The sequence below is a fragment of the Spiroplasma sp. SV19 genome, from assembly GCF_030060925.1.
In the GTDB taxonomy this organism is placed as follows: Bacteria; Bacillota_I; Bacilli_A; order Mycoplasmatales; family Mycoplasmataceae; genus Spiroplasma.
In genome coordinates this window covers 793,624-811,605 of the sequence record NZ_CP045455.1, presented here as the reverse complement: position 1 = coordinate 811,605, position 17,982 = coordinate 793,624, and the positions used below count along the sequence as shown (strand labels likewise).

At 28.7% G+C, this 17,982-nt stretch carries 16 protein-coding genes and 1 riboswitch; all 16 genes read left to right on the top strand.

Features of this window, described 5'->3' with window-relative positions:
* Positions 1 to 11 precede the first annotated feature (11 nt).
* Complete coding sequence (rnr, locus tag E7Y35_RS03895) at positions 12 to 2,159, top strand: ribonuclease R (RefSeq protein WP_283271682.1); 2,148 nt, start codon at positions 12 to 14, stop codon at positions 2,157 to 2,159.
* Positions 2,140 to 2,571 carry an SsrA-binding protein SmpB gene (gene smpB, locus E7Y35_RS03890; RefSeq protein WP_283271681.1) on the top strand — a complete coding sequence of 144 codons (432 nt, stop codon included), beginning with the start codon at positions 2,140 to 2,142 and terminating at the stop codon, positions 2,569 to 2,571. The genes rnr and smpB overlap by 20 nt, the downstream gene beginning before the upstream one ends.
* Positions 2,572 to 2,680: 109 nt before the next feature.
* Positions 2,681 to 3,439, top strand: a complete 759-nt coding sequence (locus E7Y35_RS03885) for a hypothetical protein (RefSeq protein WP_283271680.1) — start codon at positions 2,681 to 2,683, stop codon at positions 3,437 to 3,439.
* A gap of 98 nt (positions 3,440 to 3,537) precedes the next feature.
* Entirely contained in the window at positions 3,538 to 4,542 is a 1,005-nt protein-coding gene (locus E7Y35_RS03880) for an alcohol dehydrogenase catalytic domain-containing protein (RefSeq protein ID WP_283271679.1), read from the top strand.
* Between the two features lie 25 nt (positions 4,543 to 4,567).
* On the top strand, positions 4,568 to 5,554 hold the full coding sequence (ftsY, locus tag E7Y35_RS03875) for a signal recognition particle-docking protein FtsY (RefSeq protein ID WP_283271678.1): 987 nt from the start codon (positions 4,568 to 4,570) through the stop codon (positions 5,552 to 5,554).
* Complete coding sequence (gene ylxM, locus E7Y35_RS03870; protein ID WP_283271677.1) at positions 5,554 to 5,874, top strand: YlxM family DNA-binding protein; 321 nt, start codon at positions 5,554 to 5,556, stop codon at positions 5,872 to 5,874. The genes ftsY and ylxM overlap by 1 nt, the downstream gene beginning before the upstream one ends.
* Positions 5,875 to 5,886: 12 nt before the next feature.
* Positions 5,887 to 6,687: a TIGR00282 family metallophosphoesterase gene (locus tag E7Y35_RS03865; RefSeq protein WP_283271676.1), complete on the top strand. Its 801-nt coding sequence runs from the start codon at positions 5,887 to 5,889 to the stop codon at positions 6,685 to 6,687.
* A gap of 16 nt (positions 6,688 to 6,703) precedes the next feature.
* Positions 6,704 to 7,642, top strand: coding sequence for a hypothetical protein (locus E7Y35_RS03860; RefSeq protein ID WP_283271675.1), 939 nt, complete (start codon positions 6,704 to 6,706; stop codon positions 7,640 to 7,642).
* A 50-nt stretch (positions 7,643 to 7,692) separates the two neighbouring features.
* A riboswitch (SAM riboswitch) is annotated at positions 7,693 to 7,798 on the top strand.
* 106 nt (positions 7,799 to 7,904) lie between these two features.
* Complete coding sequence (gene metK / locus E7Y35_RS03855) at positions 7,905 to 9,056, top strand: methionine adenosyltransferase (protein ID WP_283271674.1); 1,152 nt, start codon at positions 7,905 to 7,907, stop codon at positions 9,054 to 9,056.
* 43 nt (positions 9,057 to 9,099) lie between these two features.
* A complete protein-coding gene (locus E7Y35_RS03850) occupies positions 9,100 to 9,921 on the top strand; it encodes an HAD family hydrolase (protein ID WP_283271673.1) in 822 nt (273 codons plus the stop codon).
* A gap of 116 nt (positions 9,922 to 10,037) precedes the next feature.
* Positions 10,038 to 10,571 carry a helix-turn-helix domain-containing protein gene (locus tag E7Y35_RS03845; RefSeq protein ID WP_283271672.1) on the top strand — a complete coding sequence of 178 codons (534 nt, stop codon included), beginning with the start codon at positions 10,038 to 10,040 and terminating at the stop codon, positions 10,569 to 10,571.
* Between the two features lie 23 nt (positions 10,572 to 10,594).
* On the top strand, positions 10,595 to 11,647 hold the full coding sequence (gene potA / locus E7Y35_RS03840; protein ID WP_283271671.1) for a spermidine/putrescine ABC transporter ATP-binding protein: 1,053 nt from the start codon (positions 10,595 to 10,597) through the stop codon (positions 11,645 to 11,647).
* 12 nt (positions 11,648 to 11,659) lie between these two features.
* Positions 11,660 to 12,628, top strand: coding sequence for a spermidine/putrescine ABC transporter permease (gene potB, locus E7Y35_RS03835; RefSeq protein ID WP_283271670.1), 969 nt, complete (start codon positions 11,660 to 11,662; stop codon positions 12,626 to 12,628).
* The gene (locus tag E7Y35_RS03830; RefSeq protein ID WP_283271669.1) at positions 12,612 to 15,236 is read left to right on the top strand and encodes an ABC transporter permease subunit; all 2,625 of its coding nucleotides are present in this window, start codon (positions 12,612 to 12,614) and stop codon (positions 15,234 to 15,236) included. Before potB ends, E7Y35_RS03830 begins: the two co-directional genes overlap by 17 nt.
* A 127-nt stretch (positions 15,237 to 15,363) precedes the next feature.
* On the top strand, positions 15,364 to 15,870 hold the full coding sequence (locus E7Y35_RS03825) for a hypothetical protein (protein ID WP_283271668.1): 507 nt from the start codon (positions 15,364 to 15,366) through the stop codon (positions 15,868 to 15,870).
* A 10-nt stretch (positions 15,871 to 15,880) separates the two neighbouring features.
* A complete protein-coding gene (locus tag E7Y35_RS03820; RefSeq protein ID WP_502957520.1) occupies positions 15,881 to 17,932 on the top strand; it encodes a ComEC/Rec2 family competence protein in 2,052 nt (683 codons plus the stop codon).
* Positions 17,933 to 17,982 lie beyond the last annotated feature (50 nt).

Sequence of the window (17,982 nt, the reverse complement as noted above, 5' to 3'; positions counted from 1 at the left end):
GGGGAAGTTATATGCATGATCAGATCATTGCGATTTTAAAAAAACAGGCAAAACCACTTGATACAATTGAATTAGCACAACTATTGGCAATTAATAATATTGATGATAACAAAATGATGTTGAAAACTTTAGTTGAGTTAGAAAATAATAATATTATTGCGGTTACAAATCACAATCGGTTTTATTATTTAGATCCAAAAGTTTATTTGCAAGGAATTGTTAGTGTTAATAAAAAGGGATTTGGTTTTGTTAAGATTGCTGATGGACAAGAAGAATATTTTGTTAAGCAAGATGATTTAAACAATGCATTAGATCAAGATTGTGTTTTATTTATTTTAAAAAAACATAAGCAGAATAATGCTAAAAAAATTGAGGCACAAATTATTAAAGTTATTAAACGAAATAATGAATATGTTATTGGAATTGTTAAAAAGAATCGTAATAACCAAAAGCATTTAGAAATTTTAAATAATAAATTGACACAATATCGGGCTGAAATTATTAATGTTAAAGAGGCCATTGAAAATACAATTATTAAAGGTATTATTGTAAATATTAATAGTACGACAAATTTAATGCAAGTTAAGGTTACTGAAGTTATTGGTAATGTGAACCAAGTTGGTGTTGATGTTTTAGCAGTTTTACATGAATTTAATATTCCAACTAAATTTAACGAACAAGTTTTGCGTGAAGCTAACGAAATTGAACAAGACCTTAATGTGACAAAAGCATTAGAAAATAAATTACGTCGTGATTTACAAAATGAAATGTTTGTGACAATTGATGGTAATGATTCAAAAGATTTTGATGATGCAATTTTAGTTAAGAAAAATGCCAAGGGTAATTATTTATTATCTGTTGCAATTGCTGATGTTGCGCATTATGTTCCCTTAAATAGGGCTCTTGATAAAGAAGCGTTTAATCGGGGATGTTCTGTTTATCTAATTGATCGTGTTGTTCCTATGTTACCAGAAAAATTAAGTAACGGCATTTGTTCGTTAAATCCTTTTGAACCACGATTAACATTAACTTGTGAAATGGAAATTGATGAGCAAGGACATGTTGTTACTTCAAGTATTTATGAAGCAGTTATTGTTTCAAAAGCACGGTTAACATATGACGAAGTCAATAAATTCTTTCGTCAGGAAAAAAATCAAGTGCCAAGTGAGTTAACAAAGATGCTTTCTTTGGCCCATCAGTTGTACCAAATTTTAGTGAGAAAGAAACAACAAGATGGGGTTGTTGATTTTGATTTAGATGAACCAAAGTTTATTGTTGATAAAAATGGTAAGATTAAAGATATTGTTACTCGGGAACGTGCTGATGCTGAAAAATTAATTGAGAGTTTTATGATTCGTGCAAACGAAACTGTTGCTGAAACAATTTATTGAATGGATTTGCCATTTGTTTATCGGATTCATAATAAACCAAAACCAAAAAAATTATTTGATTTATACACTCAATTGTCTTATTTGGGATTAAATATTAAAGGTAAGATGGAAAATATTCATTCAAAAGACTTGCAACAAATTTTAAATAAACTAAAAGATAAAGAAAACTTTAAGGTTATTTCAGCATTAGTTTTGCGTAGTATGGAAAAAGCTAAGTATAGTCCAATTAATGATGGCCACTTTGGATTAGCCTCTTGGTGTTATACACATTTTACTTCTCCAATTCGTCGTTATCCTGATTTGATTGTGCATCGGTTGTTAAAAGAATATTTGTTTCAAGCAAAAGTGAAAGTTGCTGATTTAGAACAAACACGGACTTTGGTAGGACACGCTAGTCAACAGTCATCATTGGCAGAGTTACGAGCAATGGAGTGTGAGCGAGAAGTTAATAAAATGAAGGAAGCAGAATACATGGAAAGCAGAATCGGTTATCAGTATGATGGTATTGTGGCTGGTGTTACGGCATTTGGAATTTTTGTTGAGTTACCAAACACTATTGAAGGTTTAGTACACATTACTGATTTAAATGATGACTATTATCTTTTTGATGAAAAAAGTTTAAAATTAATTGGAGAACGAAAACGAAAAGAATATTTTTTAGGAAAAAAAGTTCAAATAAGAGTTAAAAAAGCAAGCAAGAAACTACGTCAAATTGATTTTGAATTAATTAAGCAAGGAGTTGATCATAATGTTAATAATTACAATTAATAAAAGAGCACGCTATAATTATGAAATTATTGAAACTTATGAGGCTGGTCTTGCTTTAACAGGAAGTGAAATTAAATCAATTCGCAATAAGGATGTTTCTATTAATGAGGCGTTTGTTATTATTCGTAAAAATGAGGCGTTTGTTATTAATATGGTAATTGCGCAGTATAAATTTTCGACAGCTTATGTTCCTGAACCTGATCGTACCAGAAAGTTACTTTTACATAAAGTAGAAATTAAAAAGATTTTGCAACGAATCAAGTTAGAGCGTTTAACAGTGATACCGTTAAAGTTATATTTAAAAAACAATTATGCTAAATTAGAAATTGCTTTGGTTCGTGGGAAAAAGAATTATGATAAGCGCGAATTAATTAAGCAACGTGATAACGAACGATTACGTCAGAAACGTTAAGACAGCAAATAATTTGACGACTGTTATTTGATTTTACTAGCATCTTTCTTTTGGTTCCATTTTGTAGTATAATTAATATGGCAAATTTTTTAACTAAGGGGTAAACAAAATGACATGAGATCCACAACAAACAATTGATATATTAAAAGAATATGTTTATAGCAAAAATCGAATGAACGAATACCGTAATCGGGTTGCTTTATCAAATTTACAATTACCACCCTTTTATGTAAAAGAAAATAATAATCAGTCGATTTCATCGATTGTTGTGCGTTTCATTAATGAAAAAGAAATTAAAAAAACATATAATAAAGAAACTTATCAGTGGATTGTTACTAGTCTAGAAGAAACAATTTTAAATTCTCTCAAAATGGCAGCAAATATTATTGGAATCCATCGTCACGAAGATATTTATTTAGCATTATATGAAGATGATGGTGGTTTAGATTATTTAATTGAAATTGCAAATTACATTAATACGACTGTTAAAATTATTAACTATACCTTATATGAAAAACATCAAGCGGTAAAAGAGGTAAGAGTTGGAATTGGGATTGCAAATGATCCTTCAGAAGAAAAGATTTATGATTTAGAAGATAATTTTTTAGTTCCGTTTGATGAAAATGTTAAAGATAGTGTTCAGTTAGCAGAAATGTATGCCGCAGAAGTTATTATGTTTAATAACTTACCAGTTTGTACTGATGCGTGAGTTTTTATAAATTTAAGTGATGAAAATCAAGAATTAATTCGTAAAAATTCTCGTCAATATTTTAATACTAAAATGCCACATCAACGATTATTTACTGATTTAGTTGATCCTAACATTTCGTTAGAAATTGAACGCGGAACATTACAAGTTTCAGAATAAGTTAAAACAATATTAATTAAAGTTGTTTTAGTTTATTCTTTTTTTATATTGTTATTATTTGGGTATAATCATAAGTAGAAGGAAAAGAGGGCAAAAATATGAAAGCATTAATTTTTAAAGAAAAAAATAAAATTGAATGAACAGAAACTATGGAACCAGTTATTATTGAACCAACAGATATTATTGTTAAAATTGAAGGGTTTACTTTTTCACATGCAGATTATCGTCCTTATCTAGGCCAAGATGATAGTGTTGCTCCCAATACCATTATGGGTCATGAGGGAGTTGGTATTATTACTGCTGTTGGGGGTAGTGTCATTAAACTTAAGGTTGGTGACCGCGTAGCGATTGGATGTATTATTCATTGTAATATTTGTGAATGGTGTCTTCGTAAAGCTTTTGCAAATTGTATTAATGGTGGTTTTGTTTTGGGAACAAAAATTAATGGAACACATGCGGAATATGTCCGTGTTCCATATGGTGACAATAGTGTTGTGAAAATTTCGTCAACAATGAATTTAGCTGATGCGTTAATGCTTAGTGATGTTTTACCAACGGGTTATGAAAATGTGGTTAAAAAAATTAATTTCCAAAATATTAATAATATTGCAATCATTGGTGATGGCCCAATTGGTTTGGGAATTCTCTTATTAATAAAGCAGTATCATAAAGAAATTGATGTATATGGTCATCATAGTCAAAAATTAAGTTATTTTGAAAAATTAGGAGCACACAGAGGATATGATAGTACTAAAACTAGTTTTAATATTAAATATGATTTGGTGATTGAATGTGTTGGTAATGATCGTGGAACCTTTGAACAGGCTCAACAAATGATTAATTTTAATGGTACAATTATTACAATCGGTGTTTTTAATAAAGCTGTTGTCTTTAATTTACAACAATTATGATATCAAAACATTACTGTTCACACGGGAATTTTAAATGCTTATACCCTTGATGAATTAGTTGCAAAGATTGATGCAAAAGAAATTTCACCAATGCAATTAGTAACAAAAGTTTTTAATAAAGATCAAGTTTTACAAGCGTATGAAGCTTTTATGGATAAAGATATGTTTAAAGTTATGGTAAAGTTATCGTAAGAAATAGAAAAGAGTGAAGTTAAAAATGGGTTTTTTTCAAAGGTTAAAAGCAAAGCGTGAAGAAAAAAAACAAGTTAAATTGGAAAAAGCATTACGTAAAACAAGGTTAACTTTTTCAAATGATATTAAAAAATTAGCAAATAAATATAAAGAATATGATGATGAATATTTAGAAGACTTAGAAGCAATTTTAATTGCCAGTGATATGGGCATGAATATGGTTATGCAAATTACTGATCAAATTCGAAAAAAAGTGCAAAAAGGATGAAGTATTGAAGATACAAATGATTATTTGGTGGAAGTAATTATGGATCTATATAATGACCCGAAAAGTAAACAAAACCAATTAAATTTAAAAGATAAGCGCTTAAATGTTATTTTAATGGTTGGTGTCAATGGAGCTGGAAAAACAACAACAATTGCGAAATTAGCTAGACAATTTCTTGATCAAGGGAAAACAGTTTTACTAGTGGCGGGAGACACCTTTCGTGCTGGGGCAGTGGAACAACTAAACCAATGAGCAACACGGTTAAAAGTTAATATTGTTAAACCAGTTAAAGAAGGACAAGATCCCGCCAGTGTGATTTATGATGGCTTAATGAAAGCAAAAAATGACCAAGTTGATGTCGTTTTAATTGATACTGCTGGTCGTTTACAAAATAAAGTTAATTTAATGAATGAGTTAAATAAAATTAACCGGATTATTAAACGTGAAATTCCGGATGCTCCGCATGAAACATTATTAGTAATTGATGGTGTTACTGGTCAGAATGGAATTTCACAAGCCAAAAATTTTTCTGAAGTAACAAATGTAACGGGGATTGTGTTAACTAAAATGGATGGAACTGCTAAAGGTGGTGTTGTTTTAGCAATAAAAGATCAGTTGAATATTCCAGTTAAACTAATTGGTCTTGGTGAACAACCAGAAGATTTGCAAGAATTTGATATTGAACAATATATTTATAATTTAACCAAAGATTTATTTAATAGTGATGAAGTGGAAGAAGCATAATGAAGGATCTAAAAAAAACAAATGAATTAATTATTTTATATGATTTATATAGTTCATTATTGACACCTAAGCAAATTGAATATTTTGAATTATATTTTTTTGATGATTATTCTTTAAGTGAAATTGCTGGGCAAAGAAATGTTTCTCGCAATGCAGTTTATGATTCATTATTAAAAATTACAAATGCTTTGCATAAATTTGAGCAAAATTTACAATTAGGATATAAGCAACAACAGCGCGAAGTTGTTTACCAACAGTTTGATAAAATTAAGGAATGTGATCTGTTAATAAAAAAGTTAAAAGAAATTGATAATGATTAAGGAGAGGCTCTAATGAACATTTTAATGATTGGTGATATTTATGGAAAAATTGGGCGCACAGCAGTTAGTAAATATTTACCTTTAATAGTAAAAAAATATAACGTACATTTAGTTATTGCAAATGGTGAAAATACAACCCATGGGAAGTCCATTTCAAAACATCACTACAATGAGTTAAAATCATATGGTATTAATATTATTACTTCTGGTAATCATATTTTTCGTAATCCAGAGGTATTAAATTATATTGAGGAAGTTAATGATTTGTTAAAACCAGCAAATATGAATTCATTTACCCCGGGAAAGGGAACTGTCATGATTAAGGTTAATAATAAAAAAATTCGAATAACTAATTTAATAGGTCGTAGTTTTATGGACCCAGTGGATAATCCATATACTATTTTTGAAGAAATTATTGCGGATGATGATAGTGACTTACATTTTGTTGATTTTCATGCCGAAGCTAGTGCTGAAAAATTGGCGTTTGCTTGGAATTATGATGGGATTATTACTGGTTTTTTTGGAACACATACCCATGTGCAAACAGCAGATAATCGCTTATTGCCACAAGGAACAGCATATATTACTGATGTTGGAATGTGTGGGAGTTATAATTCAATTATTGGTGCTAACCCAGATGAGATTATTATTAAAGAAAAAACCGGTTTACCAGTGCGGTTTGAACCAGCAGAAAATGATGATCAGTTAATTTTTTCTGCTGTCTTATTAAATGTGGATGATAAAACAAATAAAGCGGTTTCGATTGAACGAATTTTAATTCGTCCCGAAAATGAAGCAGACTTTTTAGGATAAAAAAGGAGAAGTTTGAATGACTAATTTTATTAAAACAGATTTTATCATTATTATTGTTTGTGCCATTTTAGGAATTATGTTTTGCTGTTATTTGTTGTTTCGGTTTTATCGTCTTTTCAATAAAAAAGCAAAACCAGGGCAAATTCAATTACCAGAGTATATTGAAAATAAACATTTTCTTACTGCTGATCAGTATCAATTAACAACATTGGGGACAGTTAATAAAAATGGGGAATATATTCTTTTAGCGGTGCATGATTTATATGGGGCCAAAGAAAATTTTATGGGATTAGTTAATAGTGCCAAATTATTAAAAAATAACATTAGTGTTATTACTTTTAACCAACGAAATGTTAAAGATAATGCATCAACTTGTATTAAAAATGTTGGTGTTTTAGTTAATGATATTTTTGATGTTATTACAGCATTAAAAAATAAGTATGAACAGCAGAAAATTATTCTATTATTAGAAGGGTTTTCAAGCAGTTTAATTGGTTTACTTTTAAAAAAACAACCATTAATTGAGAAAGTTATTTTAGTTAATCCCGTTACTAATCATAAGGCTATTCGTTTTTCAATTGGCAGTAAAATTGGCATTGGTTTTGGTTTTCTTTTTAATTTAAATAAATTGCTTAAAATTCATATTGATTATCAAAGTTTAAGTCAAAATGAAAGTTATAGTCAATTAATGGGGCAAAAAGAGCAGACTTATTTTTTAAATCAAATTTTGCAGTTTAATTGTTTAAATAAAAAAGTTCTTAAGCAACTTAATAAAATAAAATTAGCAACTTTAATTGTTCAAGCAGAAAATGATAAATTTTATAATGCTAAAAAAACAAGTTTAATTAATAATGAAGTGATTAATATTTTAAAAATCACAACAGCGAAGCATTATCTTTTTACTGATCAAAATATTGATGATAAAATTTTTACAGAAATTATTAATTTTAAATAAAATTGCTTAATTTTAAGTTATAATAAATATGTTGTCAAGTAACAACATAAAACTTATTTAGAAGTGGTTAGTACGCTAAACGATGATCCACTAGCAACCCTATATTGAATTAGAAGGTGCTTTTAGCAGGGCAAGATGATATGCTACCAATAAGATTTATTAGTTATTGAATAAAGTTAACTATTAATTTAAAGTGTAAACATATTGTTATTAATGCCACATTGTTATGATGTGGTTTTATTTATGAGTAAGGAGGAAAGACATGAAAAAAGAGCGAATTTTATTTACTTCAGAGTCAGTATCAGAAGGACATCCTGATAAAATTTGTGATCAAATTTCTGATGCTGTTTTAGATGCTTGTTTACAACAAGATCCGTTTTCACGAGTTGCTTGTGAATGTTTTATTACCACGAACCGTGTTATTATTGGTGGAGAAATTACAACAAAAGCAAATGTTGACTATGCGGCAGTGGCACGAAAAGTTTTGAAAGACATCGGTTATAATAATGCTGAGTGAGGAATTGATTGAAAAACTTGTGAAATTGAAATTTTAATTAAAACGCAATCACCAGATATTTCACAAGGGGTTGATAATTTTGGTGCTGGTGACCAAGGAATTATGTTTGGTTATGCAACAAATGAATCAGATAATTATATGCCCTTGGCAATTTCATTGGCACATGCATTAGTTAAAAGAGCAAGTATTTTACGCAAAGAAGGAATTTTTCAAGGAGCTCGTCCCGATATGAAATCACAAGTAACATTAGACTTAACAAATTGTAAAAATATTTTTATTGATACAATTTTAATGTCAATTCAACATGACGAGGATATTAATGAAAAGAAATTTAAGGAATTTATTATTACCGAAATTATGGAACCAGTTGTGAAAGAATTTAAAATGAATTTAGATTTTAAAGTATTAATTAATCCAACGGGACGTTTTGTGATTGGTGGACCAAAGGGCGATGCCGGATTAACTGGTCGTAAAATTATTGTTGACACCTATGGTGGTTATGCTCGTCATGGTGGCGGAGCTTTTTCTGGCAAGGATGGAACAAAAGTTGACCGCTCGGCAGCTTATATGGCACGTTATGTTGCTAAAAATATTGTTGCAGCGGGATTAACTGAACGTTGTGAAATTCAATTATCTTATGCAATTGGTGTTGCTGAACCAATTTCAATTTTTGTTGAGACATTTGGAACAAACTTAGTTTCCAATGATGTAATTTTAACAGCCATTAAAGAAAACTTTGATTTTCAACCGCAAGCAATGATTACAAAATTAGAGTTACAAAAACCAATTTATCAGCAAACAGCAACTTATGGTCATTTTGGCCGTTATCATAGTGAATTACCTTGAGAAAAGTTAGATAAAGTCCAAAGTTTAGTGAAATATCTCTTGGTTTCTTAATTTTTAGATATAATTAAAATACAGAAAATAAGGAGAAAAACTAATGAAATATAAGTTAATTGCCCTTGATTTAGATGGAACAACAGCTCGTCGAAATCGCATCTCAAAACAAAATATTGCTGCAGTTAAATGAGCATTAGCAAATAATATTAAAGTTATTATTGCAACTGGTCGTAGTATTGGTGCAATTCGAAAAGTGGCCAAAAAATTAGGAATTATTGAAAAACAGATGCCCGTGATTGGTTTCAATGGGGGTATTATTTATGACTTTGCAAAAGAGAAAATTATTCAACAAAATGTTTTTGCAAATGAAGAGTTAATAACGGTTTTTAATATTGCTAATGAATATCGAATTCAATTATGAGCTTATTCTGTTGCTAATGATCATATAGCATATGTTAATACTAATTCTGGTTTTATGGTGAAATGGATGAGTATGCATACAAAACGAAAGCGAATTTTAGTAAAAAATAATGCGACTTTACATGATCAAGCATATAAGTTTGTGGTCAGTGGTAAAAAGGAAAATGTTTTAAAATTTAAGGCAAAAATTTTAGTGAAATATGAATTTAATGTTTTTGATTGATCATATTTGTCAAATCAAAGTCTAAATCTAGAAATTAGTCCAAAAAATAGTGATAAAAAAGATGCTTTAGAATATTTGACAAAAATATATAATATTCAACCATCGGAAGTTATTGCGATAGGTGATGGGTCAAATGATTATGAAATGTTAAAATGAGCAGGAGTTGGAATTGCAATGGGAAATGCAAAAGACCATATTAAAGATATTTCAGATGATACAACAGGTCATTATCGCCGTTCAGGGGTTGCTAAGGCAATTAATAAGTATTTTAAAAAGTAAAAAATATCAAAAAAGTATTGATATTTTTTTTCGTTTTCCCTATAATTAACGTGGTTGCAATTTGAAAACAAAAAGTTTAGTATCACTAAACAAAATTGCAAAAAGGAGGGTTGCATATGTTACTGGGGGAAAGAATTAAGTTATTACGTCAGAAAAACAATTTAACAATTGAGGAATTAGCTAATCGATGTGAATTAACAAAAGGTTTTATTAGTCAACTTGAACGAGATATTTCTTCGCCCAGTATTGAAACGCTTCAAAATATTTTAGAAGTTTTAGGCACCAACTTAGCAGATTTTTTTAAACAAGAAAAGAATAGGAAGTTTGTTTATCAAGCAGATGATCATTATGAGGTTGAACAAGATAATTATCGCATTGAATGATTAGTTCCAAATGCGCAAGCAAACGAATTAGAACCAATTTTAATTCAGATTAAACCATATTGTGAATCCGAACGGATTTTACCATTTGAAGGTGAAATTTTTGGATATGTTTTAAAGGGAACAATAATGGTTTATTCGGGGTCAAAAGCACAAAAGGCAGAGGTTAAAGATAGTTTTTATTTATATGGTAATAACCAACATTATTTAAAAAATGAAACAGTTGACATCGTTGAAGTATTATGAATATCAACACCACCAACATTTTAAGCTGCTAGAAAGGAAGAACAACATTGGAAAAAAATATTTTAGAGCTACGTAACATTTCAAAACAATATGAAGGAAAAGTTGTTTTGAAAGGAATTAATTTAAACATTAAGGAAGGGGAATTTGTTACGTTACTAGGTCCATCCGGATGTGGAAAAACAACAACATTAAGAATTATTGCTGGGTTTGAACAACCAAATAGTGGTGAATTATTATTTTTAGGGAAGGACTATCTTAAAACTCCTGTTCATAAACGAGAAGTTAATACAGTTTTTCAAAATTATGCTTTATTTCCACATTTAACTGTTTTTGATAACATTGCTTATGGATTAAAGATTAAACGAACTAAATATGATATTCTGGAAAAAGAAGTTAAAAAGTTTCTTCTTTTAGTCGGATTAGAAGGATTTGAAGATAAGTCAGTTGAATTATTATCAGGTGGACAACGTCAGCGGGTGGCTTTGGCGCGAGCCTTAATTAATAAACCAAAGGTCCTATTATTAGATGAACCAATGGCAGCGTTAGATGTAAAATTACGGAAAAAAATGCAAGCTGAATTAAAAGCTTTGCAAGAAGAGATTGGTATTACTTTTATTTTAGTAACCCATGATCAAGAAGAAGCATTAACAATGTCTGATCGAATTATTGTAATGAATGATGGCGCAATTCAACAAGTTGGAACACCAACTGAAATTTATAATGAGCCAGAAAATATTTGAACAGCACAATTTATTGGTGATTCAAATATTATTTCAAATGCTATTTTTTTAAAAGATAATTTTGTACAATTTGATGAGAAAAAGTTTGAATGTGTTGACCGTGGTTTTGGTGAAAAAGAAGATCAAATTGATATTATGATTCGTCCCGAAGACATTGATATTGTTCCAGTTGGAAAAGGATTTTTTACTGGGGTGGTAACTAGTGTTAATTTTAAAGGTGTTCATTGAGAAATTATTGTTGAATGTAAAGATCGTAAGTTTTTAATTCATTCAACCGATAAAGTTGAAGAAGATGATAAAGTTGATATTTCATGAAATGTTGAAGATATTCATGTTATGTGAAAAGAGATTGATGATTAAGAGGAGGGTATTATGGCAAACAAAGAAAAACCACCAGGAAGAGTTAAAACTTGATTTAAAAAACAAACTAGTCGTATTAAATCACTTAGTCAACATTTCTCTGCTTGATGCCGAACAAAATATCTTAACATTTCTTATCATGCAAAGCAAAGCAAATGATTTAAGCGTGGTTTAAATCCAATTTTATGACCTTATATCATTATTATGATTTTATTAATTGTTGTACCATTACTAATTATTTTGCTATACTCATTTATTCAACCAACTGGAAATAGTTTAGTATTTGAAATTAATTTTAAAAATTTTGTAACTTTCTTATCCGAACGAAAGTTTGTAATTGCGTTACTGTTAGCTTTAGGATATTCGTTTATTGCCGCTTTAATTGCGATTATTATTGCATATCCGGTTGCTTATGTAATGGCTTTTTGTAAGTCGAAATTATTATCAAAAAATATTTGAATTCTAGTAACATTACCGATTTGAATTAATATGTTGTTAAAAATTATTGGATTACAAACCTTATTTAATATTGTTGCCCCCGGACTATTGGGAACCCCAATTTCAGTCATAATTGGGATGGTATATGCTTTTTTACCATTTGTGATTCTACCAATTTATAATAGCTTAGATAAAATTGATAAATCACTAATTGAAGCTTCCAAAGATTTATGAGCAAATGGCTTTAAAACATTTTGAAAAGTTATTTTCCGCCAATCAATTCCAGGAATTATTGCTGGAGGAACTTTATTGTTAGTTCAAGCAGCAACTTCGTTAATTATTGTGAAATTTATGGGGAATGGTCGGATTAACTTAATCGTTGATGTAATTGAATCGTATTTCTTTAAAGGAGAAAATTTTGGAATTGGTGCAGCAATCTCAGTTATTTTAGCAATTATTGTTTTTCTAATTATTGTTTTATCAAACTTATTATCAAGATATTTTGAAACAAGAAAGGGGCGTCGTAATGAAAAGATTTCTTAAATCATCTTATATGGCATTAATCATGTTGTTTATTTATGTCCCAATTATGATTCTTATTTTATTTTCATTTAATAGTGGTGAAAGTATGAGCATCTTTAATGGTTTTTCTGATCGTTGATATAAGCAACTTGCTAATGAACAACCATTTTTACAAAGTATTATTGTTTCTGTTTTTACTGCTGTTATTGCAACAGTGATTTCAGTTGTAATTGGAACATTAGCTGCGATTGGGTTAAGTCGTGCTCGTAAAATTACGCAAAAAATGACATTATCAATTACTAATATTCCGTTAATTAACGCCGATATTATTACGGCTGTTTCGTTAATGATGTTATTTATTGCCTTAGGAGCTAACTTTGGGATGCTTACCTTAGTAATGGCTCATATTTCGTTTGATGTGCCTTATGTAATTATTACAGTTTTACCACGGTTACGAAAAGTTGATCCAAAATTACTTGAAGCATCATTAGATTTAGGAGCAAAACCATCACAAACATTGCGAAAAATTATTTTGCCAATTTTAAAACCAGCAATTATTGCTGCTGCTGCAATTGCTTTTGCCATGAGTTTTGATGATTTTATTATTTCATATTTCACCGGGGGTGATGATGTTAACGTTGCAACATTCATTTATACAATGAAACGGATTAAACCATTTATTAATGCTTTTGGAACCATTTGCATTGCAATTATTGCGTTTGTTATTATTGGTTGAAATGGTTGAAATATTTATAAAATTAATTACAATCGTTTACGCCGTGACATATTAAAAGGAACATATAAAGATAAAGATAAAGATATTATGCGTTATGAAAAGAAATTGGCGTTATTTTATCATCAACTTAATGCTAAAAAATTTCAAAGTGAAAAGCAAAAAGAACATTTACGTTGAAAAATTATTAAATTAGAGAAAAAATATGAAAAAATTTTAGTATGAATTAAAAATAAAAAACAAACCTTTATTGAACGGCAAGAAATTAAAGAAAATATTAACAAGATATCACGAAAAAAATTTCGTTGACTTGCTCGTAGTTGAAAACCAGTTACATTAGCAATCATTTCAGTTGGGTCAATTGGATTATTAACAGGGGTTTATATTAGCAATAATATTTATGACTTGGCAGTTGCAAACTGAGGGGGTTATATTACCTCTGATCTAATTAGTAACTTTGAAAAAAAATATAATGTTAAAGTTAAATATAGTGTTTATGATAGTAATGAAACATTGTATAACAAATTATATACAACGCATTATGATGTTATGGTGCCAAGTGATTATATGGTTAATAAGTTGGCTCAAGAAGGGCGTTTAGAAGAAATTGATTATCAAAAATTAAATGATGTCGATAAAAGTTTTAATATTATTAAGCCTAACTCAACATATGATGATCGTAATTCAACTAATTGAACAATTGGTAATCAGTACTTTAATAATTTCAATATTGATGTTGCTGCAGTAAAAAAAATAAATCCAGAATTTTATCAAACTTGTGTTGTACCAAATAATATAGATCCAACCCAATCGAAATGTTTTGATAAAACATATGCAGCATCACTGAATAATGGTTTATTAAATATTTTAAATAAAAATGAAGTTAAAGTAACTGACAAGATGCTAGCACAACCTGGTGCTAATACTAAAACAATTGTAAACTATAGTTTACCATACTTTTGAGGAGAAGTTTCATTAGTTGTTAATCCAACTCAAAGTAATTTAGATTTTTTACAAAACATTTTTGCCAAAGCAAATAATAATATACCAGCACAAGCTAAAGGAAAATTTGGTTATCAACGTGAAACATGAGATCCAGAATCAAATCGTGATCAGATTACTATTAATGAAGTTACTAACAATAATGTTTATTCAAATGCAATTTCATGAGATATTCTATGACAAGCCGCTGCCGCTAAGAAACGAGTTCTATTAAATAATGATCCACGAAATTTATTTATGTTGGCTAATGAAAAAAACTATTTTAAACCAGTACCAGAAACACAAAATCAGGTTAATGTAGATTATAATGAATTATCAACGCTATTGAAACATAATAATGTTGCTTTAATGAATGATGAATTAATTAATGCTGTTGGTGATGGAAACTTTGATTTTGCTTTTATGTATAATGGTGATGCTATTTATGCTGACACATTATTTGCAGATAGTAGAAAAGAAGCTAGTGGGACAAAATTAATTATTACTCGTCCACGAGCAACAGCACAGTGGACGCCAGAAACAACGGAAGGAACTAACATTTGAAGTGATAATATGGTCTTAGCAAAAAATGCTCGACACAAGGATCTTGCTTATAAGTTTATGAATTATATTATTCAAAATGCAACAGCTTTAACAGAAGAGGCAAATTATACTTCACCTTATCAACAAGTAATGGATTATGAAAATAACTATAATTATTACAGTAATGATCATGATCCCGAATCAGGAGCAATGGTTAATTATCGTCGTGATTATGTGCCAGTGGCAAGATTTGATGAAACTCTTCAACAATATGTTGCTAAACCACAAATTTCTGATGGTCCATTTATGCTGACTGACTTAGATACCTATCTTTTAAATAAATATAATATTTTAATTGCCGGAAAGAATTAGAGATATTTTATCTCTTTTTTTCTTGCAAGGAAAATAAAAAGAGAGTGATTATATAATAAAATGAAAGTAGGTGGTTTTTGTTAAAAAGAGAGGGTATTTTGTTTTTACAATATTATTTGGTATTTTAGTGACATTGATTTATTTTTTATTTTCTTGGCGCATAAATGGTAATGTTAATAATTTTATTGAAAAAAATCATCAGGAATATGATCACAAAATAATTTTTACAAATAAATATAATTTACCATTAGTTCAGCCAAAAATCATTCCAGTCCCTTTTTGTTTTCCTGTGGAAATGGTTGGTTGAACAATTGAAGCAATTCTATTAAATTATCAGTTTAAATTTAATTCTTTTACGCCAATTAATAAAAATACGCTCCAAAAAAAATATCAACAAATAACAACAATTGGATTGATTCCAAAGGCTCAATATATCAAATGATATCCGCGGCAGTTAGTAACCCAAGCCCTTTTAAACCAAGTTTTATTGCCAAATTTTCTGCAAGGAGAAGTTATTAGAATTTTACAAGACAAAATAAATGCTTCTGAAATTATTATTGCTAAATTACAACAATATTTAAGTGGCAGTTATTTAAAGTATTTTAATATTATTAGGTTATTTTGTGTTTTCTAATTTAAAAATGATGTTTCACTTGCTAAGGAAAGAATATTTTATCTTGCTTGGCGGAATAATTATTTTCAATTATTTGTTATTAATTAATAGTTACTATATCATTTTGATTGCCTTTGTTTTAATTTTTATTTTAATTTGACAGCAACAAAAAATTTATTTATGAGCATTGATTTTAGGAATTATTATTTCAGCAATTTTATTTTATTATTTAAAACAGCCAAATTTTTATCAAAATCAAATTGTTTCGGGTCAAATTCAAAAGAAGGGCTTGGGTTACTATTATTTGCAAATTGGTTGAAAACAATATTTTTTAAAAACAACAATTAATTTTGAGTTACATGATCAGGTTCGTTTGCAAGGATATTATTCTGCTATTATTTCATCACCTAATATTTATGAATTAAATCTTAATCATTGATTAAATGCCAACAATATTTTCCATCAATTTAATGTAACAAAAATAATGGAAGTTAAAACAGGGACAAGCGTGCTTGCCAAAATAACAAAATTTTTTAACAGCTATGATGATTTAACTAAGGATACAATTTCCTTAATTTTGTTTGGTCAAAAAGCAAAAACAACTGTTGATTTATATAATGGTTTTGTTAAAATGGGTGTCGTGCATTTGCTAATTGTTTCTGGATATCATATTAATATCTTATTTTATTTTTTAGAGAAAGTGTTTAAACGAATTTTTCATCGAAAGATTTTCTTTTATTTTATTTATGGTTTTTTATTTTTTTATCTATATCTTTTGAACTTTTCTTTTACAAGTGTTAAGGCCGTCATCTTATTAACTCTTTCGTTATTTAATACGCATTTTTTGCAAAAAAGATTATCATCCTATCAAATATGAGGTTTGAGTGTCTTATTAGTACTATTATTTTTTCCATATAGCTTTTTATCAAGTGGTTTTTGATATAGTTTTACTGTAACGTTATTTATTTTTAGCTCTCAGTCAAAGATCAAGCATTATGCTTTTTATAAAAAATTATTTTATTATAATTTTATGATTTTTATTGTCTTACTTGGTTGAACAATGTATTTTAATTATCACCTAAATTTTTCTAGTATCCTGTTTAACTTGTTACTAACACCAATTTTAGTGTTAATCTATTTACTTTCAATCCTAATTGTCTGGATACCACCTTGTTATTTTATTTATCAGTACTTTTATTTTTTATTAAGTAACTATGTTGTTCTTTGCACAAAAATTAATTTAATTTGAAATGTTGGTGTCGTCAATATTGGCTATATTGTTTTATATTATGTTATGTTATTAAGTGTTATTAACAACATTGGTTTATGAAAAAAGTTATTTACTTTTGTGCTGATAGTTTTTTTACTTTATAATGGTTTTCAACATAACTTATTTAGTGTTAATTATTCTATGACAATGTTAAACGTTGGCAATGGCCAAACAATTGTTCTTCAAGATAACCGAACTTTAAAAACTGTTTTGTATGATGTTGGTGTTGCTCGTGGACGTTCAAAACAATTAGTTAGTAATTATTTAAGATGAGCGGGAGTTAATTGAGTTGATGCAGTTTTTATTTCGCATCAACATGCCGATCATTATAATAATTTAATTGAAGTGCAAAAGCATTTTTTTGTTAAGAAAATTATTCAAAATGATACTTATTTAAAAACCATTTGATTTGGAGGAATGAAATTCACGATTTTGCACCAGTCTGTTAATGATTATGATGAAAATAATAATAGTTTAGTTATCTTAGTTGAAATTAATAATATTAGAATTTTATTAACGGGAGATATTAGTCAAAAAATTGAACTAGTGTTAGCAGCACAAGATTTATGGCCAGTTCATTTATTACAAGTTGCGCATCATGGTTCAGCAACCAGTTCTAGTCTTATTTTTTTGCAAAAGATAAAACCAATGCTTTGCTTTATTTCTGGTGAAAAAACAAAACATCAGAACTATCCTGCTACAACAGTTTGGCAAAATTTGCAAGCTGTTAATTGTCAAATTTATTTTACTGGTGGTAAGCAAAATCTGCAGTTTAATATTCTTGGTAAAAAAACAATGATTAAATTATTTTAAGTTGACATTTTAATTGTTTATTTTTGTGATAAGATTACTTTAACATAGTT